General features: G+C 67.8%; 17 protein-coding genes. 5 read left to right on the top strand and 12 right to left on the bottom strand.

The features are described from left to right. Positions 1-46: 46 nt before the first annotated feature. The 3 genes from ABIC65_RS17400 to ABIC65_RS17390 are packed head-to-tail and all read left to right on the top strand — an operon-like array spanning position 47 to position 4,961. On the top strand, positions 47-1,558 hold the full coding sequence (locus ABIC65_RS17400; RefSeq protein WP_354310360.1) for a tryptophan halogenase family protein: 1,512 nt from the start codon (positions 47-49) through the stop codon (positions 1,556-1,558). Then, on the top strand, positions 1,555-3,348 hold the full coding sequence (locus tag ABIC65_RS17395; RefSeq protein WP_354310358.1) for an alpha-amylase family glycosyl hydrolase: 1,794 nt from the start codon (positions 1,555-1,557) through the stop codon (positions 3,346-3,348). Before ABIC65_RS17400 ends, ABIC65_RS17395 begins: the two co-directional genes overlap by 4 nt. 5 nt (positions 3,349-3,353) lie before the next feature. Next, positions 3,354-4,961 (top strand): alpha-glucosidase, encoded by a 1,608-nt coding sequence (locus ABIC65_RS17390; protein WP_354310419.1) that lies wholly within the window; start codon positions 3,354-3,356, stop codon positions 4,959-4,961. Here ABIC65_RS17390 and ybaL read toward each other — a convergent pair. From ybaL to ABIC65_RS17375, 3 genes are all read right to left on the bottom strand, one after another. Further along, entirely contained in the window at positions 4,937-6,592 is a 1,656-nt protein-coding gene (gene ybaL / locus ABIC65_RS17385; protein ID WP_354310356.1) for a YbaL family putative K(+) efflux transporter, read from the bottom strand. The genes ABIC65_RS17390 and ybaL overlap by 25 nt on opposite strands. A gap of 250 nt (positions 6,593-6,842) precedes the next feature. Further along, positions 6,843-7,220, bottom strand: a complete 378-nt coding sequence (locus tag ABIC65_RS17380) for a hypothetical protein (RefSeq protein WP_354310355.1) — start codon at positions 7,218-7,220, stop codon at positions 6,843-6,845. A gap of 66 nt (positions 7,221-7,286) precedes the next feature. Next, positions 7,287-9,326 carry an amidohydrolase family protein gene (locus ABIC65_RS17375; protein WP_354310354.1) on the bottom strand — a complete coding sequence of 680 codons (2,040 nt, stop codon included), beginning with the start codon at positions 9,324-9,326 and terminating at the stop codon, positions 7,287-7,289. A 433-nt stretch (positions 9,327-9,759) separates the two neighbouring features. Between ABIC65_RS17375 and ABIC65_RS17370 the strand changes: the two genes are divergently transcribed. Then, positions 9,760-12,894 (top strand): TonB-dependent receptor, encoded by a 3,135-nt coding sequence (locus ABIC65_RS17370; protein ID WP_354310353.1) that lies wholly within the window; start codon positions 9,760-9,762, stop codon positions 12,892-12,894. 56 nt (positions 12,895-12,950) lie between these two features. Here the strand turns inward: ABIC65_RS17370 and ABIC65_RS17365 are convergent, their stop codons facing one another. The 8 genes from ABIC65_RS17365 to ABIC65_RS17330 all read right to left on the bottom strand — a co-directional run bounded on the left by ABIC65_RS17365 (position 12,951) and on the right by ABIC65_RS17330 (position 21,582). Beyond that, a complete protein-coding gene (locus ABIC65_RS17365; protein ID WP_354310351.1) occupies positions 12,951-13,988 on the bottom strand; it encodes a LacI family DNA-binding transcriptional regulator in 1,038 nt (345 codons plus the stop codon). Positions 13,989-14,150: 162 nt separating this feature from the next. Then, positions 14,151-15,155 carry a sugar kinase gene (locus ABIC65_RS17360; RefSeq protein WP_354310350.1) on the bottom strand — a complete coding sequence of 335 codons (1,005 nt, stop codon included), beginning with the start codon at positions 15,153-15,155 and terminating at the stop codon, positions 14,151-14,153. Continuing rightward, positions 15,152-15,922 (bottom strand): 2-dehydro-3-deoxy-D-gluconate 5-dehydrogenase KduD, encoded by a 771-nt coding sequence (gene kduD / locus ABIC65_RS17355; RefSeq protein WP_354310348.1) that lies wholly within the window; start codon positions 15,920-15,922, stop codon positions 15,152-15,154. The genes ABIC65_RS17360 and kduD overlap by 4 nt, the downstream gene beginning before the upstream one ends. A gap of 47 nt (positions 15,923-15,969) precedes the next feature. Then, positions 15,970-16,812 carry a 5-dehydro-4-deoxy-D-glucuronate isomerase gene (gene kduI, locus ABIC65_RS17350; protein ID WP_354310346.1) on the bottom strand — a complete coding sequence of 281 codons (843 nt, stop codon included), beginning with the start codon at positions 16,810-16,812 and terminating at the stop codon, positions 15,970-15,972. A 41-nt stretch (positions 16,813-16,853) separates the two neighbouring features. Beyond that, positions 16,854-18,275 carry a glucuronate isomerase gene (gene uxaC, locus ABIC65_RS17345; protein WP_354310344.1) on the bottom strand — a complete coding sequence of 474 codons (1,422 nt, stop codon included), beginning with the start codon at positions 18,273-18,275 and terminating at the stop codon, positions 16,854-16,856. Positions 18,276-18,303: 28 nt separating this feature from the next. Continuing rightward, a complete protein-coding gene (locus ABIC65_RS17340; protein ID WP_354310342.1) occupies positions 18,304-19,593 on the bottom strand; it encodes an MFS transporter in 1,290 nt (429 codons plus the stop codon). 32 nt (positions 19,594-19,625) lie between these two features. Next, positions 19,626-20,417 (bottom strand): 2-keto-4-pentenoate hydratase, encoded by a 792-nt coding sequence (locus tag ABIC65_RS17335; RefSeq protein ID WP_354310341.1) that lies wholly within the window; start codon positions 20,415-20,417, stop codon positions 19,626-19,628. 106 nt (positions 20,418-20,523) lie between these two features. Beyond that, the gene (locus ABIC65_RS17330) at positions 20,524-21,582 is read right to left on the bottom strand and encodes a glycosyltransferase family 2 protein (protein ID WP_354310339.1); all 1,059 of its coding nucleotides are present in this window, start codon (positions 21,580-21,582) and stop codon (positions 20,524-20,526) included. A gap of 238 nt (positions 21,583-21,820) precedes the next feature. Between ABIC65_RS17330 and ABIC65_RS17325 the strand changes: the two genes are divergently transcribed. Further along, on the top strand, positions 21,821-23,707 hold the full coding sequence (locus ABIC65_RS17325; RefSeq protein WP_354310338.1) for a methyl-accepting chemotaxis protein: 1,887 nt from the start codon (positions 21,821-21,823) through the stop codon (positions 23,705-23,707). A gap of 72 nt (positions 23,708-23,779) precedes the next feature. On the opposite strand, the gene ABIC65_RS17320 is transcribed toward ABIC65_RS17325, so the two are convergent. Next, positions 23,780-24,415, bottom strand: a complete 636-nt coding sequence (locus tag ABIC65_RS17320) for a PEPxxWA-CTERM sorting domain-containing protein (protein WP_354310337.1) — start codon at positions 24,413-24,415, stop codon at positions 23,780-23,782. Positions 24,416-24,477: the final 62 nt, after the last annotated feature.

Here is a 24,477-nt window from a genome sequence, read left to right as displayed (position 1 = left end):
CCGCCAGGAGATCGGGCCGTTCCATCGGCACCGGAGGGGGAGCGCCATGGCAGTCGCAGCACCATATCGCATCGTCGTCGCCGGCGGCGGCACGGCCGGATGGATGGCCGCGGCGGCGCTGGTCCGCTTCCTCGGCGCCGGTTTCACCGTCACGCTCGTCGAATCCGATGCGATCGGCACGGTGGGCGTCGGCGAGGCGACCATCCCGCAGATCCGGATGTTCAACGCCAGCCTCGGCATCGACGAGGACGCCTTCGTCGCCGCCACCCAGGCGAGCTACAAGCTGGCGATCGAGTTCGTCGGCTGGACGAAGGGCGGGCGCTACATGCACGCGTTCGGCGATGTCGGCCGCGACAATGGCCTGCTCGCCTTCCGGCACACGTGGCTGCGCGGGATGGCAGAGGGGGTCGCCGAGCCGCTGGCGGCCTATGCGCTCAACAATGTCGCAGCGCTTGCCGGCCGGATGCAGCGCGGCCCCGCCCGCACCGCCCGGGTGCTGCCGGAAATGCCCTACGCCTTCCATTTCGACGCCGGCCTCTATGCGCGCTTCCTGCGCACCTATGCCGAGGCGCACGGCGTGGTGCGGCACGAGGGACGGATCGAAGCCGTCACCCGCAAGGGCGAGGATGGCGACGTGGCTGCGCTCCACCTCGACGGCGATCGCCGGATCGAGGGCGACCTGTTCCTCGATTGCACCGGCTTCCACGCCCGACTGATCGGCGAGGCGATGGGCGTCGGCTATCAGGACTGGTCGCACTGGCTGCCCTGCGATCGCGCGCTCGCCGTACCCAGCGCACGTGCCCGCGACTTCACCCCCTATACCCGCGCCACCGCGCACGATGCCGGCTGGCAATGGCGGATTCCGCTGCAGCACCGCACCGGCAACGGCATCGTCTATTCTAGCAACCACCTCTCGGACGACGACGCCGCCGCGCGGCTGCTCGCCGGGCTGGACGAACCCGCACTTGGCGATCCGCGCCCGATCCGCTTCCGCACCGGGCGGCGAGAAGTCGCCTGGGCGGGCAACGTCATCGCACTGGGTCTGGCGAGCGGCTTCCTTGAGCCGCTCGAATCGACCAGCATCCACATGATCCAGTCCGCCGTGGAACGCGTGCTCAAGCTTCTCCCCGGCCGCCGCGTGCTCGCGCCGCTGCGCGACAGCTACAATCGCCAGGCCGCGCACGAGAGCGAGCGTATCCGCGACTTCCTGATCCTGCATTATTGGGCGAACGACCGCGATGAGCCCTTCTGGCGCGAGCGGCGTGAAGCCCCGCCGCCCGCCGGCCTTGCCGGGAAGATCGCGCTGTGGCGCGAAGCTGGCGAGATCGTCCGCGAGGACGGCGATCTGTTCAGCGACGTCGCCTGGCTGCAGGTGCTGGTCGGCCAGGGCATCGCCGCGCATGGCCGTCACCCGCTCGCCGATCAGCCGCCCGTCGCGCAGATCGCCGAATATCTCGACCTTCTCGCCAAGCTCAATGCGCGCGAAGTCGCGCAGATGCTCCCCCATAGCGACTTCGTCCGCACGCACGGCGCTGCGGACGCGGAGATTGCCGCATGATCCGTTCGACCACCCTCGCCCTGCTCGCCGCCGCGCTCGCCGCGACGCCGGCCATGGCGCAGACCTATCGCGACCGGCTGCCCGAGGACGAAGTGCTCTACTTCCTCCTCCCCGATCGGTTCGACAACGGCGACACCGCGAACGATCGCGGCGGGCTGAACGGCGACCGGCTCGTGACCGGCTTCGATCCCGCGTCCAAGGGCTTTTACCATGGCGGCGACCTGAAGGGCGTGCTGAACCGGCTCGACTATATCCAGGCGCTGGGCGCCACCGCGATCTGGGTCGGGCCGATCTTCAAGAACAAGCCCGTGCAGGGCCCGAAGGGGCAGGAATCGGCCGGTTATCACGGCTATTGGATCACCGATTTCACCCAGGTCGATCCGCATTTCGGCACCAATGCCGAGTTCAAGACGCTGGTCGACGCCGCCCACAAGCGCGGCATCAAGGTCTATATGGACATCGTAGTGAACCACACCGCGGACGTGATCCAGTATCGCGAGTGCGGCGACTGCAGCTATCGCAGCCGCGCCGACTATCCGTATAGCCGCAAGGGCGGCGTCACGGGCGCCGCGATCAACCCGGGCTTTGCGGGCGATGGCGACCACAGCGCCGCCAACTTCGCCAGGCTCACCCGCCCCGACTATGCCTATACGCCGGTCGTCCCCGAGGCGGAGCGCAACGTGAAGGTGCCCGCCTGGCTCAACGACCCGATCTACTACCACAATCGCGGCAACTCGACCTTCGCGGGCGAGAGCTCGACGATGGGCGATTTCGTCGGCCTCGACGACCTGATGACCGAACATCCGCGTGTCGTCGCGGGCATGATCGACATCTTCGGCGGCTGGATCGATCGCTTCGGCATCGATGGCTTCCGCATCGACACCGCGCGCCATGTGAACCCGGCGTTCTGGCAGGCCTTCGTCCCCGCGATGCTCGCCCGCGCCAAGGCAAGGGGCATCCCCAACTTCCACATCTTCGGCGAGGTCGCTGATCCGGAGGTCGCCGCGCTGGCCCAGCACACCCGCGTCGACAAGTTCCCGGCGGTGCTCGACTTCGCGTTCAACCAGGCGGTGATCGACGTCGCCGGCGGCAAGGGCACCGATCGCCTCGCCAAGGTCTTCGCGGCGGACGTGCTGTACGAGGGCGGCGAGAAGACCGCGCACCGCTTGCCCACCTTCGTCAGCAACCATGATGCGGGCCGCGCTGCCACCTTCATCCAGCAGGCCAATCCCAAGATCGGCCAGGCCGAACTGCTCCAGCGCGTCCAGCTCGCCCAGGCGATGCTGCTGCTGCTCCGCGGCGCTCCGACGATCTACTCCGGCGATGAACAGGGCTTCGTCAGCGACGGCAACGACCAGGACGCCCGCGAGGACATGTTCGGCAGCAAGGTGGCCAGCTACAACGACAACAAGCTGCTCGGAACGGATGCAACGACCGCGACACCGAGCTTCAACCCCGGCCACCCGCTGTTCCGCGAGATCGCCACGCTCGCCCGGTTGCGCACGAGCCACCCGGCCCTCACCCGCGGTCGCCAGGTCACGCGCTTTGCCAGCGACAAGCCCGGGCTGTTCGCCGTCTCGCGCTTCGATCCGAAGACCGGCGCCGAAACCGTAATCGCCTTCAACACCGGCGGCGAGGCCTGGACCGGCAATATCCAGGTCGAGACCGGCTCCACCGCCTTCCGCACCCTGGCAGGCACCTGCCCCGCCAACGCTGCCGCCCCCGGCAGCCTCACCCTTTCCCTTCCCGCGTTCGGCTATGCCGTCTGCGCGGCCGGAGCCTCCAAGTGAACCTGATGACGATGCGCGCGCTTTCCACCGAAACCCGGCCCTGGTGGCGCGGCGCGGTGATCTACCAGATCTACCCGCGCAGCTTCGCGGACTCGAACGGCGACGGCGTGGGCGACCTGCCCGGCATCACCGCACGGCTCGATCATGTCGCAGCGCTGGGTGTCGATGCGGTGTGGATCTCGCCCTTCTTCACGTCACCGATGCGGGACTTCGGCTATGACATCGCCGATTTCTGCGGTGTCGATCCCGTTTTCGGCACCCTCGCGGACTTCGACGCACTGGTCGCCCGCGCGCATGCGCTGGGCCTCAAGGTCCTGATCGACCAAGTCTATTCGCACAGCTCGGACCAGCACCCTTGGTTCCAGGAGAGCCGCACCAGCCGCACCAACCCGAAGGCCGACTGGTATGTCTGGGCCGACGCCAAGCCCGACGGCAGCCCGCCCAACAACTGGCAGTCGGTATTCGGCGGCCCGGCCTGGACCTGGGACGCGCGGCGCGGCCAGTACTACCTCCACAATTTTCTGCGCGAGCAGCCCGACCTCAACTTCCACAATCCCGACGTGCAGGCCGCCACCCTCGCCACCGCCAAGTTCTGGCTGGATCGCGGGGTCGACGGCTTCCGGCTCGATGCGATCAACTTCACGATGCACGATCCGCAGCTGTGCGATAACCCGCCCGCGCCGGACACGGGCGCCCCACGCACCCGCCCCTTCGATTTCCAGCACCATATCTACAATCAGAGCCATGCCGACATTCCGCTGCTGCTCGAGAAGCTGCGTGCGCTGGCGGATGGCTATCCGGATCGCTTCACCGTCGCGGAAGTCGGCGGCCCCTCTCCGGAAGCCGAGATGCACCTGTTCACTGCCGGGGAGACCCGCCTGAACAGCGCCTATGGCTTCAACTTCCTCTACGCCGATCGCCTGACACCCGCGCTGGTCCGCGACGCCGTCGCCGAGTGGCCCGAGGCGCCGGGCGTGGGCTGGCCGAGCTGGGCGTTCGAGAACCATGACGCGCCCCGCGCGATCTCGCGCTGGGTCGCACCCGAGCATCGCGCCGCCTTCGCCGCGCTCAAGATGCTGCTGCTGCTCTCCTTACGCGGCAATGCGATTTTGTACTATGGTGAGGAACTGGGCCTCACCCAGGTCGAGATCGGCTATGAGGACCTGCAGGACCCCGAGGCGATCGCCAACTGGCCGCTCACCCTCAGCCGCGACGGCGCCCGCACGCCGATGCCCTGGGTAGCCGATGCGCCCAATGCCGGCTTCTCGGTTGCCCGCCCCTGGCTGCCGCTCGGCCCCGATCATCTCGGACGCGCGGTCGACGTGCAGGAGGCCAACCCCGCCTCGCTGCTCCGCCTCACCCGCCGGCTGATCGACCTGCGCAAGCAGCACCCGGCGCTGGTCGAAGGCGCGATGGCGGTACTCCACGCCGACGAAGCGCTGCTGGTCTTCGCCCGCACCGCCGGCGACGCGCGCCTCGTCTGCGCCTTCAACCTCTCGGCGGCCCCCGTCGACCTGCCGCCCGTCCTGGTGGACGGGCTGACGGTGGTGGAGGCGCTGAACGGCGCGACGCTCCACCGCCTGCCGGCCTATGCGGGGCTGATCGCCGGCTGATCCGATCCCGCGGGCATGCTCCGGGCGAGTTCGATCATCCGGTTGGCGATCTCGCGCTCACCCATCACCACTTCGTCGGCGCCCAGGCCTTCGAGGTGGGCGACCTCGTCGGCCGAATGGGCGCGCACCACGACCGGGACGCCGGGCGCGAGCTGGCGGGCATGCTGGAGGATCGCCCCGCCCTCGAACCCGGCGGGGATCGCGATCAGCAGCTTGCTCGCCTGGCCGATCTGCGCGGCAACCAGCGTCCGCACGTCAACGGCATTGCCCGCCACCACGGTGATACCCGCCTTGCGCGCCTGCTCGGCCATGTCGTTCTGGTCCTCGATCAGCGCGAAGGCCTTGCCGTGCTGCTGGAGATCCTCGGCGATCATCTTGCCGACCCGGCCATAGCCGATCAGGATCACATGCCCCTTGGGCAGATCGACCGGGGCGACGGCCTCGCGACTCGCTTCCGCCGCCTCGTACCGCTTGGCCACCCAGGCGAACAGGAACGGGTTGAGGAAGATCGAAAGCATCGCGGCGGCCAGGATCACGTCGCGCGCCGCCGCCGGCATCAGCCCGAGATCGGTGCCGAGACCCGCCAGGATGAACGAGAATTCGCCGATCTGCGCCAGGCTCACCGCGACGGTGAGCCCGGTATGGTTCGAATAGCCGAACAGCCGGACGATGCCGTACGCCGCCAGCGACTTGCCAACGAGGATGATCGCCACCGCCGCCAGCAGCACCAGCGGCTGCTCGACCAGCACCGAGGGATTGAACAGCATCCCCACCGAGACGAAGAACAGCACCGCGAAGGCGTCGCGCAGCGGCAGCGTTTCCTCGGTCGCACGCCTGCTGAGCGAGGTCTCGCCCAGGATCATGCCGGCGAAGAACGCCCCCAACGCGAACGACACGTCGAACGCCAGCGCCGCGCCGAACGCCACGCCCAGCGCGATCGCCAGCACCGCCAGCCGGAACAGCTCCTGCGATCCGGTGCCGACCACCCATTGCAGCGTCCACGGGATCACCCGGCGGCCGATCAGCAGCATCACCGCGACGAACCCGGCAACCTTGAGGAAGGTGGAAAGCAAGGGCTGGAGCAGCGACCCGCCGCCCTCGCCGCCCATCACTTCGCCCAGCACCGGCAGCAGCACCAGCGCCACCACCATCGCCAGATCCTCGACAATCAGCCAGCCGACCGCGATCCGCCCACGCTCGGTCTGGACGATGTCGTGGCCCTGCAGCGCGCGGAGCAGCACCACCGTGCTGGCCACCGACAGCGCCAGGCCGAAGACGATGCCCGCCTGCAGTCCCCATCCGGCGACATAAGCGAGGCCGATGCCCATCGCGGTCGCCGCGGCAATCTGCACCACCGCGCCGGGCACCGCAATCCGGCGCACCGACATCAGGTCGCGCAGCGAGAAGTGCAGGCCGACGCCGAACATCAGCAGGATCACGCCGATCTCGGCGAGTTCGTTGGCCAGCCCCGAATTGGCGACGAAGCCCGGGGTGAACGGCCCCACCGCGACGCCCGCGAGCAGATAGCCGGCGATCGGCGAGACTTTGATCCGGTGCGCGATCGCGCCGAAGATGAAGGCTACGACAAGTCCGGCAACGATGGTGGCGATCAGGGGCGCGTGATGCGGCATCGATCCTCCTTGAAATGGATAACTGGTTCGACACCGGTCGCGCCTGAAGGCGACCGGTGTCGATGCAGGTCAGGACTGGGCCACGCCGATCGCGGCTGCCAATAGTGCCGCAGTGCCGGCAATGCCGGACCAGACAGCGATGGCGAACCATTTGGGGGGCCGCTTGCCTCTTCTTGTACGCATACAGTCCTCCTCTACCGCCGCAGCGGCGGCGAAGGCGAAGTTCAGGCGTTGGGGCGCGTTCGGCGCCTCAGCAGCGGCGTGCCGGTGGCGACCGTGCGCCGCGCGCACCGCAGCGGACCGGGCGTAGCAGCTTGGCCGGCGTGCAGGCGTAGGAAAGAACGAGGAGGACCAGGACAGACGCGAGCGCCGGTGCCAGGGCGAACATGGCCCCGCCGCTGCCGGCGCCGTCGTGCCGCACGCCGCGGACGCTCTGCCACAGGCCTGTGGCTTGATCGCTCCGCTTGGCGGCGATCGCCACGCTGGTCGTCGCGGGGTTGAACGCTGGGCCATGCGCCAGCGTGTCGGGTTCGCCGAGCGGCGCGACTGCGGCGAACAGCAGCGCCAGCACGAAGGTCCACACCGCCATCGGCAGCGCAACGCGCCGGCGATTGCCACGATCAGGCAAGGGGGTGGAAGAAGGGACCATTGCAGGACGAACGCACCGCACCTGCAATGGTGCCGTAACGAAGTGTTACTTGGGCATGCCGGTCAGCCCGCTCGCCTTGCGCAGCGCGTCGCCGTCGAGACGATAGCCGTCGAGGAACACCGTCTGGACATGGCGCAGGTTGCCTATGTCCTTGGAGACATCGCCCTCGACGAGGATGATGTCCGCCGTCTTGCCCGGCGCGATCGCGCCGACGCGGTCGTCCATGCCCACCATCCGCGCGGGCACGATCGTCGCGGTCTGCAGCGCCTCGACATTGGTCAGGCCGGCCTGCTGGTACAGCTCGAGCTCGCGGACCAGTTCGAGGCCATAGCCGTCGGTGCCCGCGACGATCGGCACGCCCGCCTGGTGCAGGCGTCCGACCACTTCGACCATCTTGCCGAAGCTCTTGCGGAAATCGGCGCGGGTAAGGCCGGCGAACAGCGGATAGCCGCCGATCTTCCAGCCGCGCGCCACTGCCGGCGGCGCGATATCGACATAGGCGGCATATTCGGGCGGCACCGCGCTGCCGTCCGACGTCATCAGCGGTTCCCACACGGTCAGCGTGGGGTCGATGATCGTCTTGCGCTTGGCAAGCTCGGCATAGAAGGCGCGCAGCTCGAGCGAGTCGAGGTTGAGGTCCTTGCCGTACTGCGCCGGCCCTTCCAGCCGCGCGGCGGTATTGGCCTTGTCGACCACATCCTGCGGCATCGCCTGCATCAGGATGAAGTTGATATGGGTGACCTCGTCATAGCCGGCGCGCACCGCATCGAGCGGGCGCATATGCGCGGGGACGTGGCCGTGCACATGCAGCCCCAGCTTGTGCGCCTCGGCTGCGGCGGGGGCGATCCAGGCCGGGTCCATCGAGGTGTAGAACTTCACCCCCCACATGCCGGCGGCCTTGATCTTGTCCACCGCCGCCACGGCTTCCGCCGCCGAAGAGACCGTCAGCGCGCCCTGCGCCGCCAGCGGATCCTTCTTGTCGATGATCACCGAGACCTTGCCGTCGGGCGCCAGCAGGTCGCCCGCGGCGCGGCGCTTGAAGATGCTCTGCGCATCTTCGATCGACGAGCCCGGACTGCGATAATTGGTCATGCCGGTGGCGACGTTCTGGAGCAGGTTCCAGTCATCGCCGACATGCTGGTGCGAATCCCACAGGCCGGGCAGCAGCGTGCGCCCTTTGCCGTCGAGCACCGTCGCGCCCGCCGGCGCCGCGATGCTGCCCGCCGGGCCGACCTTGGCCACCTTGCCGTCGGAGATCAGCACGGCCTGATCGGGCACGTACTTGCCGGCGACCGAGTCGAACAACAGTACATGGTCGACCAGCGTCGCCGTCCGGTTCGCAGGCACGAGGAAGCGGTGCGCCACGCCGCGCACCATCTCGGCCGCTTCCTTGTCCTGCACTTCCTTCAGCTTCGGGCCGGCCGCTTCATAGCCCTCGGGCAGCAGAAACATGCCACCGGAAACGCCGAAGAAGCGGTTCTGCGCGTCCAGCCACACCGGCGAGGGCGAGAAGCCGGTGCCGGTGATATAGGCGAGCTTCACCGTCTTCTTGCCGCCCGGCCCGTCGATCTCCACCGCCTTGCCGATGCTGATGCTGGCATGGCCGCTCGGCAGCAGGTCGATCCCCGCCGTGCCGGCAGCGACCAGCGCGTCGACATCGTTCTCGAACGCCAGCCAGGGGCCGCCATAGCTGCTGTAGCGTGCCTTGCCGAACGGCTTCTCGCCGGCATCCACTGCGGTCTTCCAGTGCGCGACGCCGCCTGCATCGACGGTGAAGGACTCGGTCGCGTCGCCGCTGTCGGTGAATCCGCGCACGGCGACGTCGATCGGCCGGCGATCCGGCCCCAGCTTCACGACCTCATCGGTCTCGGTGATCCAGCCGCGCAGCGACATCGACATGCGATAGGCAATCCGGCCGTCGGCCAGCGTCCAGGACCAGACATCGCCATGCTTTCCCGCGGTGGAGCTGATCGTGAAGTGCCGCGCCTCGGTCGGCGGCGTCATCAGGTCCGCCTTCTGGGTCTGTGCAGCGGCGGGGAGAATAGCGGCAGTGGCCAGCAACAGGCCGAGACGAAGTGAGCGCATCGCGAGTCCTCAAGGTTGTCAGGCGACTTTGCACGCCCGGCTTGGTTCAGCAAATGTTACGCACAGACCATTGTGTTGCCGCTGAAACGCACTTGCCCGGAAAGCGCTTGGCCTGACCATTCGCCCATTGACGGCCAGACCAAAGCGTGAAAGATACCGCTAACATGACGCTGGCAGCATAAGTCGGCGCGCACCCCGGGAAGAGGATGGATGAGCCGACCAACGCGTTTGATGCCGAGCGAATGGATCGCAAGGGCGGGCGTTGCAGGCGGCGCCGATCCACCCTGACCCGGCACCTCTAAACCAACAGCGCGAACGAACTTCTCCTTGCGGCCACTCGGTTGGTCCGCCGTCGGAGCATCTCGTCCGCGACGATCGACACGTTGAAGGAAAGGACCGGCCACGCGCCGGACCACTTCGAGGGGACCTGAATATGACCACTATTACCCGCAGCTTCCGCCCTGCCCGCGCCGCCCTGCTGTGCGCGACCATCCTGAGTGCAGCCTGCGCCTCCACCGCCTGGGCGCAGAGCACGCCGTCCGCCGGAGAGACTGCCCCCGACGCTCCCTCGGTCTCGCCCCAGTCCGGCGAAGCGCCGATCGCGCAGGGCGGCGAGCAGGAAATCGTCGTCACCGGCTATCGCTCGTCGCTCGCCAAGGCGGTCAACGCCAAGCGTGATGCGACTGGCTTCACGGACTCGATCTTCGCCGAGGACATCGGCAAGTTCCCCGACACCAACATCGCCGAATCCTTCAACCGCATCCCGGGCATCACCATCACCCGCGACGTGACCGGCGAAGGCGTCAACGTCGCGATCCGCGGCCTCGGCTCGAACTTCACCAACGTCACCCTGAACGGCGCGCCGATCGCGGTCGCCTCCTCGGGCGGCACCGACGCGCAGGGCACCGATCGCTCGGTCGACCTCAGCTTCTTCCCGACCGACCTGTTCACCAAGCTGACGGTGAACAAGAGCTACACCGCCGACCTGCTCGAAGGCGGCGCGGCGGGTAACGTCGACCTGCGCTCGGCACGTCCGTTCGACCGCGCAGACTCGTTCCTCGCGTACAACATCCAGGGCTCGAACCAGGAGGCGGCCAAGCAGATCGGCGGCCGCGGCTCGCTGATCGGCAGCTGGCACAACGACACCATCGGCATCCTTGCCGGCGTCTCGGCGCAGCGGCTGTATACCCGCACCAAGGGTTTCGAGACGATCGGTTACACCAACCCGCAGCTGACCGCCGCCCAGTGCGGCGCGGGCAACACCTGCAACGTGACCGGCGGCGGCAACTGGACGATCCCGGCGGTCGTGCCCGCGGGTGCCGGAGCGGGTCTCGTCGCCGGCACGGTGATCGATCGGAACTTCCTGCTCGCGAACAATCCAGGCGCGACGATCCAGCAGATCGACAACGGCCTGATCCCGCGCCTCGGCCGCATCTCCGACATCCGTGGCCCGCGCGATCGCATCAACGCGATCGTCAGCGCCGAATATCGCCCCTCGGACACGCTGCATTTCTACATCGACGGCCTGTACGGCTATAAGCACAACGAGCTGATCCGCGAGGACATGGCGTGGGTGGGCCGCAACGGCGCCTCCATCCCGACCAACCTCAAGTTCGACAAGGACGATTGCAGCGCGGGCTGCACCGTCACGAGCGGCACCTTCGCCAACACCCAGTTCTTCGACGAATTCCGTCCCTATTACGAGACCACCGAGCTGTGGAGCGTCAATCCGGGCGCCGAATGGGAGATCAACGACAAGCTGAAGGCGACGCTGCAGGGCAATTATGCCCGCTCGACCTTCCACCGCGAGAGCCCGACCGTCGGCGGCATGACCCCGCTCGGCCAGGGCGGCACCGTCACCTACACCAACAATGGCGGCATCCCGGATATCAAAAGCAGCATCGACCTCAACAACCCGGCCAATTTCGGCTGGTACACCGGCGCTCGCGTCAACCTGCAGGACGAGCGCCGGCTCAACAAGAACAAGGGCGTCCGCGGCGACCTGACCTGGGGCGATCGCGCGCTGAACCTCAAGGTCGGCGCAGCCTGGGACGACGTCTCGCGCCGGATCCGCGGCTATGACAACAGCCAGGCCTGGCAGAACGCGGTGTGCGGCAACAACCCGAGCGTCAACCTGCCGAGCCCGAACGGCCAGCCGCCGTGCGAGGGTCTCAATGCGCCGGGCGCTGCGCCCGCCGGCTATCCCACCTATCCGGGCTATGGCACCGGCTACACTGCCGGCCAGACCGGTGGCGTCACCTATGGTGGCTCGCTGATTCCGAACGCGGCCTTCCCGACCTATCTGCAGCCCGGCCCCGCCGGCTTCGTGACGGTCAACTGGGACGCGTTCCGCAAGGCCAGCAACTATGACTATTTCCACGACAACGCACCGGAAAGCGGCGGTTCGAACACCGGCGCCAGCGGCGGCCTGATCCGCGAAGTCGTCAAGTCGGCCTTCGCCACGCTGAACGGCGAGCAGGAAGTCGGCGGCAACATGCTGCGCTTCAACCTCGGCCTGCGCTACGTCAACACGATCCAGACGATCCAGGGCCGAGTCTCGGTCGCCGATCCGCGCAACAGCACTGCGGCCGGCACCCAGATCCCGGACGGCAGCCGCTACCCGAACCTGGTCACCATCGTCTCGACCCGCAACAACTACACCAAGTGGCTGCCGGCCGCGACGGTGGCCTATGACGTGAGCTCGCACGCCGTGGTCCGCCTTGCCGCCTCGAAGACGATGACTCGTCCGGATCCCTCGGCCCAGCTGCCCGGCGTGAGCTTCGGCGCGCCCTCGGCCGACCAGGCGACGATCGGCAATCCGGCGCTGCAGCCGTACATGTCGACCAACATCGACCTCGGCTTCGAATATTATACCGGCCGCGACGGCGTGGTCAGCTTCAACGCCTTCCGCAAGTCGATCACCGGCTTCACCCAGAACCAGAACATCGACGCTCCGTTCTCGGCATTGGCGCAGTATGGCATCACCTACGACACGCTGAACCCAACCCAGCAGATCGCGCTCAACTCGCGCGGAGGACCGAATGCAGCACGCGTGCTGATCACCAGCCAGGTCAACGTGCCGAACAAGCTGAAGATCAACGGCCTGGAATTCCAGTGGGTCCAGCCGCTCGACTTCCTCACCGAGAAGCTCGGCATCCGCGGCTTCGGCTTCAACGCCAACGCCACGATCGTCGATCAGACCAGTGACGGCCCTGCCCAGGCGTTCGGCGTCGCGCCGTTCACCTACAACATCACCGGCTATTACGAGCGCAACGGCGTGATGCTGCGCGTCTCGACCACCTCGCGCGAGGGGTCGCAGAGCAGCGGCAACACCCAGAACGGCATCCCGGCCGCGGCACTGTTCAATTCCGACTATACCAGCTGGGACTTCTCCTCGGCCTTCGACCTCGACAAGATCTTCGGCGTGAAGAAGGCGCCGCAGCTGACGGTCAACGTGTCGAACTTCACCAATGCGACGCTGCGTTCCTACTTTCAGTTCCCGAACGCGACGTTCACCTCGTACAAGCCCGGCCGCCAGTTCCTGGTCGGCCTGCGCGGCAGCTTCTGACGCGCGCTGCGGGGCGGCGGTTCGCCGTCGCCCCGTATCCTACTACGTGCAGCGTTTCAGCCGCGGTCGGGCCGTGGCGGCGCTACCGAGGCGCGGTGGATGAGCGTCGAGGGGAACAGCGACGGCTCCTCCACCCCCTGCTCGTCCCCGAAGAAATCGGCCAGCAGCTTGAGCGCCGCCGATCGGCCCATCGACACGATCGGCCAGTGCACCGTCGTCAGCGGCGGCCAGATATGCGCTGCGATCGCGGTGTCATCGAAGCCGATGATCGACAGATCCTCGGGCACGCTCATGCCGCGGCGCCTTGCGGCGTGGAGTGTGGCCGCAGCCATCTCGTCATTGCACGAGAAGATGGCGGTAGGACGCGGCGAGAGGTCCAGCAGCCGGTCGGCTGCGGCCAGCCCGCTCTCGAACGTATAGGTACCCTCGGCGATCATGCTGCGCGGCAGCTTGATGCCGGCATCGCTCAACGCCTGCTCGAAGCCCTTGCGCCGCTCGCGTGCCGAGCGGAAACCGTGCGGCCCCGCGATCAACCCGATCCTGCGATGGCCGAGCGTGATCAGGTGCTGCACCGCCTCCACGACCACCTCGCAGTCGTTCGAGGCGACCATGTGCTCGGGGGCGTCGAGCGTCGTCGATCCCATGCGGACATAGCGGGTGCCGAGGCTCTGGCAGAGCTCGGCCAGCATGTCGTTCTCGGAAACCGGGGGCAGGATCAGCACGCCGTACAGCCGCTGCCGCTCGAGGAAGGCACGAACGTCGGCCAGCATGGTCGACGAACCGCGGTCGATCGGGCGGACGATCAGCTCGAACTCGGTGTCGCGGATCGCTTCCAGAATGCCCGCCTGGACGTTCATCACCATCTGCGCGTTGGGGTTGTCGTGGATCAGGCCGAGCAGGAAATTGTGCCGCAACGCCAGCGCCCGCGCCTGGACATTGGGGATATAGCCGAGATCAGCGATCACCGCCTCCACCTTGGCGCGGGTATCCTGGTTCAATAATGGCGAGCGATTGATGACGCGGCTGACGGTCTTCTTCGACACGCCGGCGATGCGGGCGACGTCGTTGATGGTGGGCTTGCCCGTCTTCTCCATGCGCCCATGCTATACGGCGGCGACAACGATTGCGATAGAAGAACGACGCCCCGGACACCGGTGGACAGCACCTTTCAGCTGCCCAAATCGACACAGGAAGCGGGCCCCGCGCGCGGTGCCGTGCAAGCGCGAAGCCGCCCGCAGACACCGCGCGACGTCCGGTTACCGTCGCACGTCCAGCCCACCTTCGGCAAACGCGGCGAGGTCGACGCGGGTGAACAGGCTGGCGTCGCCCGGCAGCGAGTGCTTGAGCGCGGTCAGCGCCAGCCCGGCCTCGGCCATGGCGCGGGCATCGCCGCCCTCCAGCAACCCGTGGAGCACGCCGGCCGCGAAGGCGTCGCCGCCGCCGATGCGATCGACGATGCCGCTGACGCGCAGCTCCTCGGTCTGGTGCCCGCCCTCGCGGGTGTCGACGCGCGCGGCGATGCGGTGGCTATCGACATCGTCGACGTGCCGCGCGGTCGAGGCGATCAGCTGGAGCTTGGGGAAGGCGGCGAACGCCGCTTCGGCCGCCTCGCGGCGGCGATCGGCCCCGTCGCCCGGAAAGTGCTCGCCCAGCAGCAGCGAGATATCGCGGTGGTTGCCGAACAGCACGTCGGCATGGCGGATCAACTGGGTCAGCACGCCGCGCGGATCGCTGTCCCAGGCTTCCCACAGCTTGGCGCGGTAGTTGCCGTCGAACGACACCGCGATGCCGCGCGCGCTCGCCGCCTCGGCCGCAGCGATGGCGGCGGCGGCGGTGTTCGGCCCCAGCGCCGGGGTGATGCCCGAGAGGTGCAGCCGGGTCGCGCCGTGGAGCAGCACGTCCCAGTTCCAGCTCTCCGCAGGACGCGTTGCGAACACCGAGCCGGCACGGTCGTACACGATCTCGGAAGCGCGCAGCCCCGCGCCGGGGGTGAGGAAATAGAGCCCCATACGGCCGGGCTCGGCGACGACGTGGCGAGCGTCCACCCCGCGCCGGCGCAGTTCGCCGACAGCGGCCGCGCCCAGCGGGTTGTCCGCCACCGCGCTGATCATCCGCACGTCATGGCCCAGGCACGCCAGCCCGGTCGCGACATTCGCCTCGGCCCCTGCGATCGCCACGTCGAGCTTGGGCGTCTGCAGCAGCAGCTCGCGGCCCGGCGGCGAGAGCCGCAGCATCATTTCCCCGAAGAATGCGAACGTCATCGTGCCAGCCAGCCTCCGTCAACGGCGAGAATATGCCCCTGCACATAGTCCGAAGCGCGCGATGCAAGGAAGACCGCGGCGCCCCCCAGATCCTCCGGATCGCCCCAGCGCCCCGCCGGGATGCGCTCGAGGATCTGGCGGTTGCGGGTCTCGTCGGCCCGCAGCGCCGAGGTGTTGTCGGTCGCGATATAGCCCGGCGCGATCGCGTTCACGTTCACGCCCTTGCTCGCCCACTCGTTCGCCAGCAGCTTGGTCAGCCCGGCGATGCCCGATTTGGATGCGGTGTAACTCGGCACGCGGATGCCGCCCTGGAAGCTGAGCATCGAGGCGATGTTGATGATCCGCCCGCGCTCGCCGGTCTCGCCGAAGCGGCGGATCATGAACTTGCCCGCGGCCTGACAGAGGAAGAACACCGACTTGAGGTTGGTATCGACCACCGCGTCCCAGTCCGCCTCGGTGAAGTCGAGGCTGTCGGCGCGGCGGATGATCCCGGCATTGTTCACCAGGATGTCGATCTTCCCCAGCTTATCCACAGCTTCGTCCACAACCCTTTGCACAGGCTCGGTGGTCGAGAGATCGGCGGCAATGATCTCGGCGCGGCGACCGAAGGCCCGCGCCTCGCGCACGGTTTCCGCGGCAGGGGTGCGTCCAACGGCGGCGATGTCCGCACCCGCTGCGGCGAGCGCCAGCGCGATGCCCTGCCCGATGCCGGTATTGGCACCGGTGATGACGGCCACCTGGCCGCTAAGGTCGAACGGGTTGGTCATCGCTATTCCTCTCCCCCCTCCCGCCCGCGGGAGGGAGAGTTCGGTGCTCACGCCAGCTGGCAGATATCCAGCACCTGCATGTCGGTATAATCCTGGTTCTCGCCGGCCATCGCCCAGATGAAGGCATAGGCCTTGGTGCCCGCGCCCATATGGATCGACCAGGGCGGGCTGATCACCGCTTCCTCGTTCGCCATCACGATATGCCGGGTCGCCTCGCCCTCGCCCATGAAGTGCATCACGCGATCCTTCTCGAGATCGTCGAGCTCGAAGTAGAAATAGATCTCGCTGCGGCGCTCATGGACGTGCGGCGGCATGGTGTTCCACACGCTGCCGGGCTTGAGCACCGTGAGCCCCATCACCAGCTGCGCGCTGTCGCACACGCCCGGGATGACGAGCTGGTAAATCGTCCGCTCGTTGGACTCGGCCAGGCTGCCGCGCTCGAGCGCGTTGGCATCGGCGATGTCGAGCTTACGCGTGGTGAACGCCTTGTGCGCCGGGCAGGACGCCAGATAGTAGCGCGCGCCCTCCCCGGCGAAGGTCACCTCGCGGCCACCCATCGTCACGTAGAGGCAGTCCTTGTTGCCCAGCGTGAAGACCTCGCCGTCGACCGTCACCGTGCCCTCGACCGCACCGACATTGACGATCGCCAGCTCGCGCCGATCGAGGAACGGGTGGCCGGCCGCCGAGGGCGGCTCGGTCTGGTCGGGCAGCTTCACCGGGGCGCTGCCCACCTCCACCCCGCCGATCACGAAGCGATCGGCATGGGTATAGTTGAGCACGCATTCGCCCGCCCGGAACAGCCCGGAGATCAGATAGCGGTCGCGCAGCTCCTCGTTCGACACGCAGTCCATCATGTCCGGATGCGTGGCGTAATAGGTCCGGTCGAACATCGTCTGTCTCCCTCGCGCGGCGCTTATGCTACCGGTGTCTATCAGGCTCTATCGAGCTTGTAGGCCTTGCGGACAAGCCCGTTGGTGAGCTCGAACGCCAGTTCCGCCGCTTCCCAGTCGAGCAGCCGCCCCTCGGCGACCAGCTGCGCCAGGAAGCCGCAGTCGATCCGCCGCGCAACGTCGTGGCGAGCCGGGATCGAGAGGAAGGCGCGGGTGTCGTCGTTGAAGCCAACGGTGTTGTAGAAGCCCGCCGTCTCGGTCACCTGCTCGCGGAAGCGGCGCATGCCCTCGGGGCTGTCGTGGAACCACCAGGCCGGGCCCAGCTTGAGGCACGGATAATGGCCGGCAAGCGGCGCCAGCTCGCGCGAATACACCGTCTCGTCGAGCGTGAAGAGGATGATCGAGAGATCGGTCGAGGTGCCGAAGCGATCGAGCAGCGGCTTGAGGCCGTGGACATAGTCGGTCGCCATCGGGATGTCGGCGCCCTTGTCGCGGCCATGGCTGGCGAACAGGCCGCCATTATGGTTGCGGAAGCTGCCCGGGTGGATCTGCATCACCATCCCGTCCTCGACGCTCATCGCCGCCATTTCGGTGAGCATCTGGGCGCGGAACAGCTCGGCATCGGCCGGGGTCCAGTCGCTGCCGAGGATCTTACCGAACAGCGCGGCCGCTTCCGCCTTGCTCAGGTTGGCGGTGCGCGCGGTCGGGTGGCCATGGTCGGTCGCGGTGGCGCCGGCGGCGCGGAAGTCGGCGCGGCGCTTGGCGTGGGCGGCGAGATAGCCGTCCCAGCTGTACACGTCCTCGCCGGTCTTCTCGGCGAAGACCTTGAGCGCGCCGTGGAACTGCTCATGCTCGACGTCGATCACCGCATCGGGACGATAGGTGGTGACGACGCGGCCCGGCCAGCCCGATGCCTGCACGGCATGATGCGCCGACAGATCGTCCTGCGGGCCTTCGGTGGTGGCGAGGAACTCGATGTTGAAGCGATCGAACAGCGCGCGCGGGCGGAAATCGTCGCTGGCCAGCTTGGCGTTGATCGTGTCGTAGTAGAAATCCGCCGTCTCGCCGTCGAGCGCCACGTCGAAGCCGAACACCTCGCCGAACACATGGCCCAGCCACATCGCCGAGGGCGTGCCGCGGAACAGGTAGAGATGCTCGGCAAAGGTGCGCCACGCCGCGCGCGGATCGGTGGCGGGCATGCCGGCCTTGCTCGGCACGCACAGCGCGTCGAGCGACACGCCCTGCGAATAGAGCATGCGGTAGATATAATGGTCCGGCGAGAGCAGCAGCTCGGTCGCGTTGGACCAGTTGGCATTGGTCGAGAACCAGCTCGCATCGGTATGGCCGTGCGGGCTGATGATCGGCAGCTCGGCCACTTCGCGGTAGAGTTCGCGCGCGATTTCGCGGGTGCGCCCCTCGGCCGGCAACAGCCGGTCGGGATCGAGCTTGAGCGGCTTGGCCATCGGAGACTCCGGACAGGTCAGAGGAAAATCAGGCGTCCATGTCGACACGGGCCAGCCGCGGCGACAGGAAATGCACGCAGGCGAGCGCGACGAAATAGGCGCTGCCGGCCACCGCGAAGAGCGGCCAGTAGCTGCCGATCCGCGCCAGCACTTCGCCGGCATAGAAGGACATCAGGATACCGCCCACCGCGCCGACGGTGCCGCCGATGCCGATCACCGAGCCCACCGCGCCGCGCGGGAACATGTCCGCCGGCAGCGCATAGAGATTGGCCGAGAAGGCCTGGTGCGCGGCGGTCGCGATGCCGATCACGGCGACCGCCATCCACACGCTGGTCAGCGATTCCGCGAACAGCACCGGCAGCACCGCGAAGGCGCAGACCAGCATCGTCAGCTTGCGCGCGACATTGGCGGTGTACCCTGCGCGCATCAGCCGCGACGACATCCAGCCGCCGGCGACGCTGCCCATGTCCGACACGAGGTAGATCGCGGCGAGCGGCAGGCCGAAGGTCTTGAGGTCGAGGTGATAGCGCTCGAACAGATAGCCCGGCAGCCAGAACAGGAAGAACCACCACACCGGATCGATGAAGAACTTGCCGAGCGCATAGGCCCAGGTCTCGCGCTTGGTGAGCACCGAGCCGTAGCCGAGCTTCTGCACCTTGTCGGCGGGGTCCTGCTCGATCCAGGCGAGCTCGCCCTCGGTTACCTTGGGGTGCTCGCGCGGGGTGCGGTACAGCATCCACCAGGCGATCAGCCAGACGAAGCTGACCACGCCGGTGATGACGAAGGCCGAGCGCCAGCCCCAGGCCAGCACCATATAGGGGATGACCAGCGGGGTGAGCACCGCGCCGATGTTCGCGCCGGCGTTGAACACGCCGATCGCGAAGGCGCGCTCCTTGGCCGGGAACCATTCGGTCACCGCCTTGATGCCCGCCGGGAAGTTACCCGATTCGCCGATGCCCAGCGCGAAGCGGGCGATCGCGAACTGGACCATGGAATGCGCGGCACCATGGAAGATGTGCGCGATCTGCCAGATGATGAAGGCGATGGTGTAGCCGACGCGCGCGCCGACCTGGTCGACAACCTTGCCGAAGATGATGTAGCCCACGGCATAGGCGAACTGGAACCAGATGATGACGCCGGCAAAGTCCTTCTCGGTCCAGTGCAGGTCGGCCATCAGCGTGGGCTTGAGCACGCCGATCATCTGGCGATCGATGTAATTGATGATGGTCGCCGCGAACAGCAGCCCGCAAATCACCCAGCGATACCGCCCCACCCGTTCCACGGCGCCGCTTACCGCGGCTTCGCCCTTGCTCGCCATCAACTCTCCAATCCCACTCCGCCGTCCCGGGATCAGGCGATCCCGATCGAGCATTGCACGCACAGCGCCGGTCCGAACCGCGCCTCGACCTTCTGCCCCGGCCGTACCGGATGGACGCCGGTGACGGCGCCGGTCGATAGCCACTGGCCTTCCGCCAGGGGCAGCCCGTGGGCCGCGCGTTCGAACAGGAAGCGCACCGCTCCGATCGGTCCGTCGAGCATCGCGCTCGCAGTGCCGGTTCCAGCGACCTCCCCGTCAATCGTTAGCGACACTGGCCAGTGAAGGAAATCCTCCCCAGAAGATATACGGTATCCGATCAGGAGACCATTATTGTTGCCGAAGTCGGAAATAGTGACCGCGGGGCCATGGCGGTTGATGCCCTCGAAGGGCGATCCGGCGATCTCGATGCCCACGCGGACCTCGTCGATGAACGGCAGCACCGCCTCGTTGGTCCAGTCGCGATCGAAGCGGTCGGGCAGCGATCCGAGCCGAAGCAGATACTCCGCCTCCACCGCGCCGAAGCCGTTGCGGAACACGGGCATTCCCGGCGTTTCGTCCGGCTTCGCCCACACCACGCTGTCGGCGAAGATCGGCCCCGAGAGGCGCTCGACGCCGCCGTGACGGGCGATGAGCGGCCCGGGCACGCGGCCGACCTTCCACCCTGCGATCGGCTGGTCGAACAGGGCGATCGCGCGCGCCTGGATGGCGTAGCCCTCGTCCAGCGTCTCCGGCATCGGACCCGGATAGTCGGCGAACCCCGCACGGGCGCGTCGCGCGGCCACGAACGCCTGGGCGATGTGCTCGACTGCCGCTTGCTCCGCCATCGCCTCGATTCCCTGTCCTGCCCCGATCGGACGCGCTTGATACCGGTAGCAAAGGGGGCGATCAACGATATGCGGAGGGTGTCGGGCGTGTCCGTGCCCGAAAGGCTCAGGCAGCCGCGCGCAGGTCGCGTTCCAGCGCCGCGTAGCGTTTCGCCTGGTCCAGGATCCCGAGCTGCTCGTAGAACATCGCCAGGTTGCCGGCCGCCAGATAGCTGCCGCAGCCGATCACCGACCCGTCGAGCATCGGCTGCTCGCCGATTTCCAGGCAGCGCAGCCACGCGCCCTCCACCACCGGCAGCAGTTCGTCCAACGCAAGCTCCGGCGCATGGCCGGCCCAGGCGAGATACAGGTCGGCGACGGCGAAGTAGAAGTCCGGCGAGGACGGCCAGGCGGCCTGCTCGGCATCGACCAGCGCCAGCGCATCGTGCAGTTGCCCCGCTTCCTTCAGCACGCGGATCGTGGAGAGCACCACCGCGTGCCGATACCCCGCCTTGGGCGGCGTCAGGCGATAGGCCGTCTGCAGCGGCGCCACCGCCGCCTCGGCCGCGCCGCGAACGAGGTGCTCACGCCCGAGCTGGTACCAGAGATAGGAGTCCTCGGGCGCCTCGGCGAGCGCCGCCTGGAGCAGCGCGAGGTTGCGCCCGTGCTTGGCGGCGAGCTGGGCCTCGGCATAGCCGTCATGCCCGATGCGGAGCGCGCAGGGCACCAGCGGCAGCGGGGATACCGGCTGCTCATGGATCCGGCCCGCATGGCGAACGCCGCGCGGCAGCAGGCGCGGGAGGAAGCGCCGCGCCGTATTGCCCTCCGCGCCCTCGTTTCGCAGCTGGGGGCAGCCGATGAAGGCAGGCCGCGCCTCGGATGCCGGCGGCAATGCCGAGGGCGCGAGTGCCTCGAACCCAGCTTCGAGCCACTCGTCGGCGTCGAGCATCAGGTTCCAATCGGCGTCTGAGTGATCAAGCGCGGCGTTGCGGGCGGCCGCGAAATCGTCGCACCAGGCGAACTTGTACACGGTCGCGCCACAGCGCTCGGCGATCGCCACGGTGTCGTCGGTCGAACCGGTATCGAGCACGATCATCCGGTCGACATGCGCGCGCGCGCTGTCGAGCGCCCGCGCGATCGCGCGCGCCTCGTTCCGGGCGATCATCACCAAAGCCAGTCGTACCACGCGCGCACCTTCCCCCGGGGCGCCGTCGCGACGCCTCGCTCGGCATTATAGGCGATGCGAGGTTCCATTGCGCTGCCGCGGCCCCAACGGTTGCGCATAGCTCCCCCAAGTCCGCCCTCCCGCCAGCATGTTACCGCATACATTTATGACCGCGCGCCACCCCGGCGGCGCGGGGGGATTCTATAATGGAGTACTTGCCACCGGTGCATCCAACGCCGGTGCATGGGGGATTCTAGGGATGAAACAGTTACTCGCGCGCGTGCGCGTGCCCGTCAAAATCCTGGCGGTGATCGCCTTGATCAGCCTGGTGACGCTGGTCGTCAGCGCGATCAGCGCCAGCAGCCTCAATCGCGCCAATCGCGATTATTCCGAACTCACGCTGGGCAAGCTGCCCAGCACCACCCACACCGCCCGGCTCAACCGCCTCCTCGAGGCGATGGCCTATGCCGGCTATCGCGCCGTCGCCTATGACGGCAACAGCACGATGGCGCGCGAGACCGAGGGCGAGGAAAAGGACAATTACACCCAGGCCAAGGCGCTGCTGGGCCAGATCGAACAGGAAGATCCGTCCGCCAAGCCGGTGCTCGACGAGGTTCGCGCCAAGATCGAGACGCTGCAGGACAAGACACAGGCCGCCATCCAGCACGGCCTGCGCGACGAGGACGCCGCCGCGCTCGCACTGCTGCGGGAGGTGGATCCCGACATCCAGGCGATTTCGCAGCGTCTAAGCACCTTCAACAACGAACGGGTGAAGGCCGCAGCCGAAACGTCGCGCAACCTGCAGGCCGCCGGCGAGTCGACGGTCTGGACGCTCGTGGTGATTAACGTGATCTCGCTGCTCGTAGCGATGGGCACCGGCTATCTCGTCGCGCGTGTCGGCATCACCGATCCGCTCAACGCGCTGCAGGCCGCAATGCAGGCGGTTGCCGGCGGCGACCTCCGCCGCACCGTGCCGGGCACCGACCGCGGCGACGAACTGGGCACGATGGCACGCACGGTCGAGGTGTTCCGCGAGAACGCGATCGGCCTGCAGTCGACCCAGCAGGCCAAGGCCGCCGCCGATGCCGAGCAGGCCCGCCTGCTCGATGCGCTCGACAGCCGACTGGATGCGCTGTCGCACGGCAACCTCACCGCCACCATCGACATCGCGGTGGCGCCGGAATTCGAGCCGGTGAAGTCCAACTTCAACCGCGCCGTCGCCAATCTGCGCGCGCTGATCGCCCAGGTGCTCGAAAGCGCCACGACGATCCGCACCGGGTCGAGCGAGATTGCCACCGCCTCGGAGGATCTGGCGAAGCGCACCGAGGCCAATGCCGCCAGCCTGGAGCAGACCGCCGCGGCAGTCACCCAGATGGACCAGCGGCTCAAGGCCACCGCCCGCGCTGCCGACACCACCGTCCAGCGTACCAACGGCGCGATCCAGACCGTCAACGACGGCCGGGCGATCACCGACACGGCGGTGCAGGCGATGACCCGCGTGTCCGAAGGCGCCAAGGGCATCGACAGCGTCATCGAGGGCCTGGACAAGATCGCGTTCCAGACCCGCGTTCTCGCGATGAACGCCGCGGTGGAAGCCGGCCGCGCCGGCGAAGCGGGCCGCGGCTTTGCGGTGGTCGCCGATCTCGTCTCGCAGCTGGCGATGCGCTCGGAGGAGGAAGCCAGCCGCGCCCGCGACCAGCTGAGCGCCACCCAGAAGGACATCGTCGAGGCGGTGCAGACCGTCCAGCAGGTGGAAGGCGCGCTCGACACCATCTCGACCGCGACCGCGGAGGTCCACCAGTTGGTCAGCGCGATGGCGAGCGACAACCAGGCGCAGGCCACCGCGATCTCGCAGATCGCCTCGGCGGTGCAGACAATGGACCACAGCACGCAGCAGAACGCCGCGATGGTGGAGCAGACCTCCGCCGCCGCGCGCAACCTCAATGCCGAAGTCACCAGCCTCAGCGATTCCGCGCACCAGTTCGAGGTGGGAGGCCAGCGCGCGGCATCGGCGCGGCAGACGCCGCCGCCGCAGCCCAGGCAGCAGGCGCCGCGCAGCAACGGCGGCGGCTATGTGTCGCCGGTGAAGCCCCTCCCCGCTGCCGCGATGGCAGGGGCCGACGCGGACGACTGGGCGAACTTCTAGGTCCGCGCAAAGCGCAAAAGAAAACGGCCGGGAGAGCGATCTCCCGGCCGTTTCCATTTCGTGCGTCGACGCTCAGGCGGCAGCGAGGCGCGCCGCGCTGCGGGCACGGCGACGCAGCGACGCGCCGACAAAGCCCACGCCTGCGATCATCAGGCCCCAGCTGGCCGGCTCGGGCACGCCGCTCGGGCCGAACACCGCGACCGGGGTCGCCGTGCCGATGGTAGCACCGGCGAGGCCGGCCGTACCCAGCGTCGTCTGGAATGCCGCGGCCGCCTCGTTGGTCAGCGTCAGCACCGAGCCGGCGCCGAGATTGAACAGCGAAATGTTGTCGCCGAGGGTGAAGCCGTTGGCCGAGGCGCTGCCGCGCACCAGGCCGGCGGCCGTATCGATCTGGAAATTGCCGATGCTGAGCGTGTTGCCGCCCAGCGAGAATTTCAGGCCCGAACCGGCATGGTCGATGATCGTCGCGCCGGTGGTGTCGTTGCGCGAGCCGCCGGTGATGAGGAAGGCCGCGACGAGATCGTTGCCGATCTTGAAGGCGCTGGCGGTGCCGTAGGTGGCGACCTTGTAGCCGAGCGAATTGAAGGTGCTGGTCGCGGTGAGATCGATGGCGGTGGCGCCGCCGATAACGGTGGCGGCCTGGGCCGTGACGGGGGTAAGCGACAGGCCCGCAACCAGGGCCGCCGCGCTCAAAGCGCCTTTAATCATCCGGAAATCTCCTGAACAAGGTACAACACGCCAGGGAACGGCCGCATGGATCATGCCCGCAA

Source organism: Sphingomonas trueperi, from assembly GCF_040545665.1.
Taxonomy (GTDB): domain Bacteria; phylum Pseudomonadota; class Alphaproteobacteria; order Sphingomonadales; family Sphingomonadaceae; genus Sphingomonas; species Sphingomonas trueperi_B.
Note: the sequence above shows the minus strand (reverse complement) of the source record. Positions and strands in the feature narration are given on the sequence as shown.

Coding starts and splice junctions, on each gene's coding strand:
- ABIC65_RS17400 (WP_354310360.1), top strand. CDS start 47: ATGGCAGTCGCAGCACCATATCGCATCGTCGTCGCCGGCGGCGGCACG.
- ABIC65_RS17395 (WP_354310358.1), top strand. CDS start 1,555: ATGATCCGTTCGACCACCCTCGCCCTGCTCGCCGCCGCGCTCGCCGCG.
- ABIC65_RS17390 (WP_354310419.1), top strand. CDS start 3,354: ATGACGATGCGCGCGCTTTCCACCGAAACCCGGCCCTGGTGGCGCGGC.
- ybaL (WP_354310356.1), bottom strand. CDS start 6,592: ATGCCGCATCACGCGCCCCTGATCGCCACCATCGTTGCCGGACTTGTC.
- ABIC65_RS17375 (WP_354310354.1), bottom strand. CDS start 9,326: ATGCGCTCACTTCGTCTCGGCCTGTTGCTGGCCACTGCCGCTATTCTC.
- ABIC65_RS17370 (WP_354310353.1), top strand. CDS start 9,760: ATGACCACTATTACCCGCAGCTTCCGCCCTGCCCGCGCCGCCCTGCTG.
- ABIC65_RS17365 (WP_354310351.1), bottom strand. CDS start 13,988: ATGGAGAAGACGGGCAAGCCCACCATCAACGACGTCGCCCGCATCGCC.
- ABIC65_RS17360 (WP_354310350.1), bottom strand. CDS start 15,155: ATGACGTTCGCATTCTTCGGGGAAATGATGCTGCGGCTCTCGCCGCCG.
- kduD (WP_354310348.1), bottom strand. CDS start 15,922: ATGACCAACCCGTTCGACCTTAGCGGCCAGGTGGCCGTCATCACCGGT.
- kduI (WP_354310346.1), bottom strand. CDS start 16,812: ATGTTCGACCGGACCTATTACGCCACGCATCCGGACATGATGGACTGC.
- uxaC (WP_354310344.1), bottom strand. CDS start 18,275: ATGGCCAAGCCGCTCAAGCTCGATCCCGACCGGCTGTTGCCGGCCGAG.
- ABIC65_RS17340 (WP_354310342.1), bottom strand. CDS start 19,593: ATGGCGAGCAAGGGCGAAGCCGCGGTAAGCGGCGCCGTGGAACGGGTG.
- ABIC65_RS17335 (WP_354310341.1), bottom strand. CDS start 20,417: ATGGCGGAGCAAGCGGCAGTCGAGCACATCGCCCAGGCGTTCGTGGCC.
- ABIC65_RS17325 (WP_354310338.1), top strand. CDS start 21,821: ATGAAACAGTTACTCGCGCGCGTGCGCGTGCCCGTCAAAATCCTGGCG.
- ABIC65_RS17320 (WP_354310337.1), bottom strand. CDS start 24,415: ATGATTAAAGGCGCTTTGAGCGCGGCGGCCCTGGTTGCGGGCCTGTCG.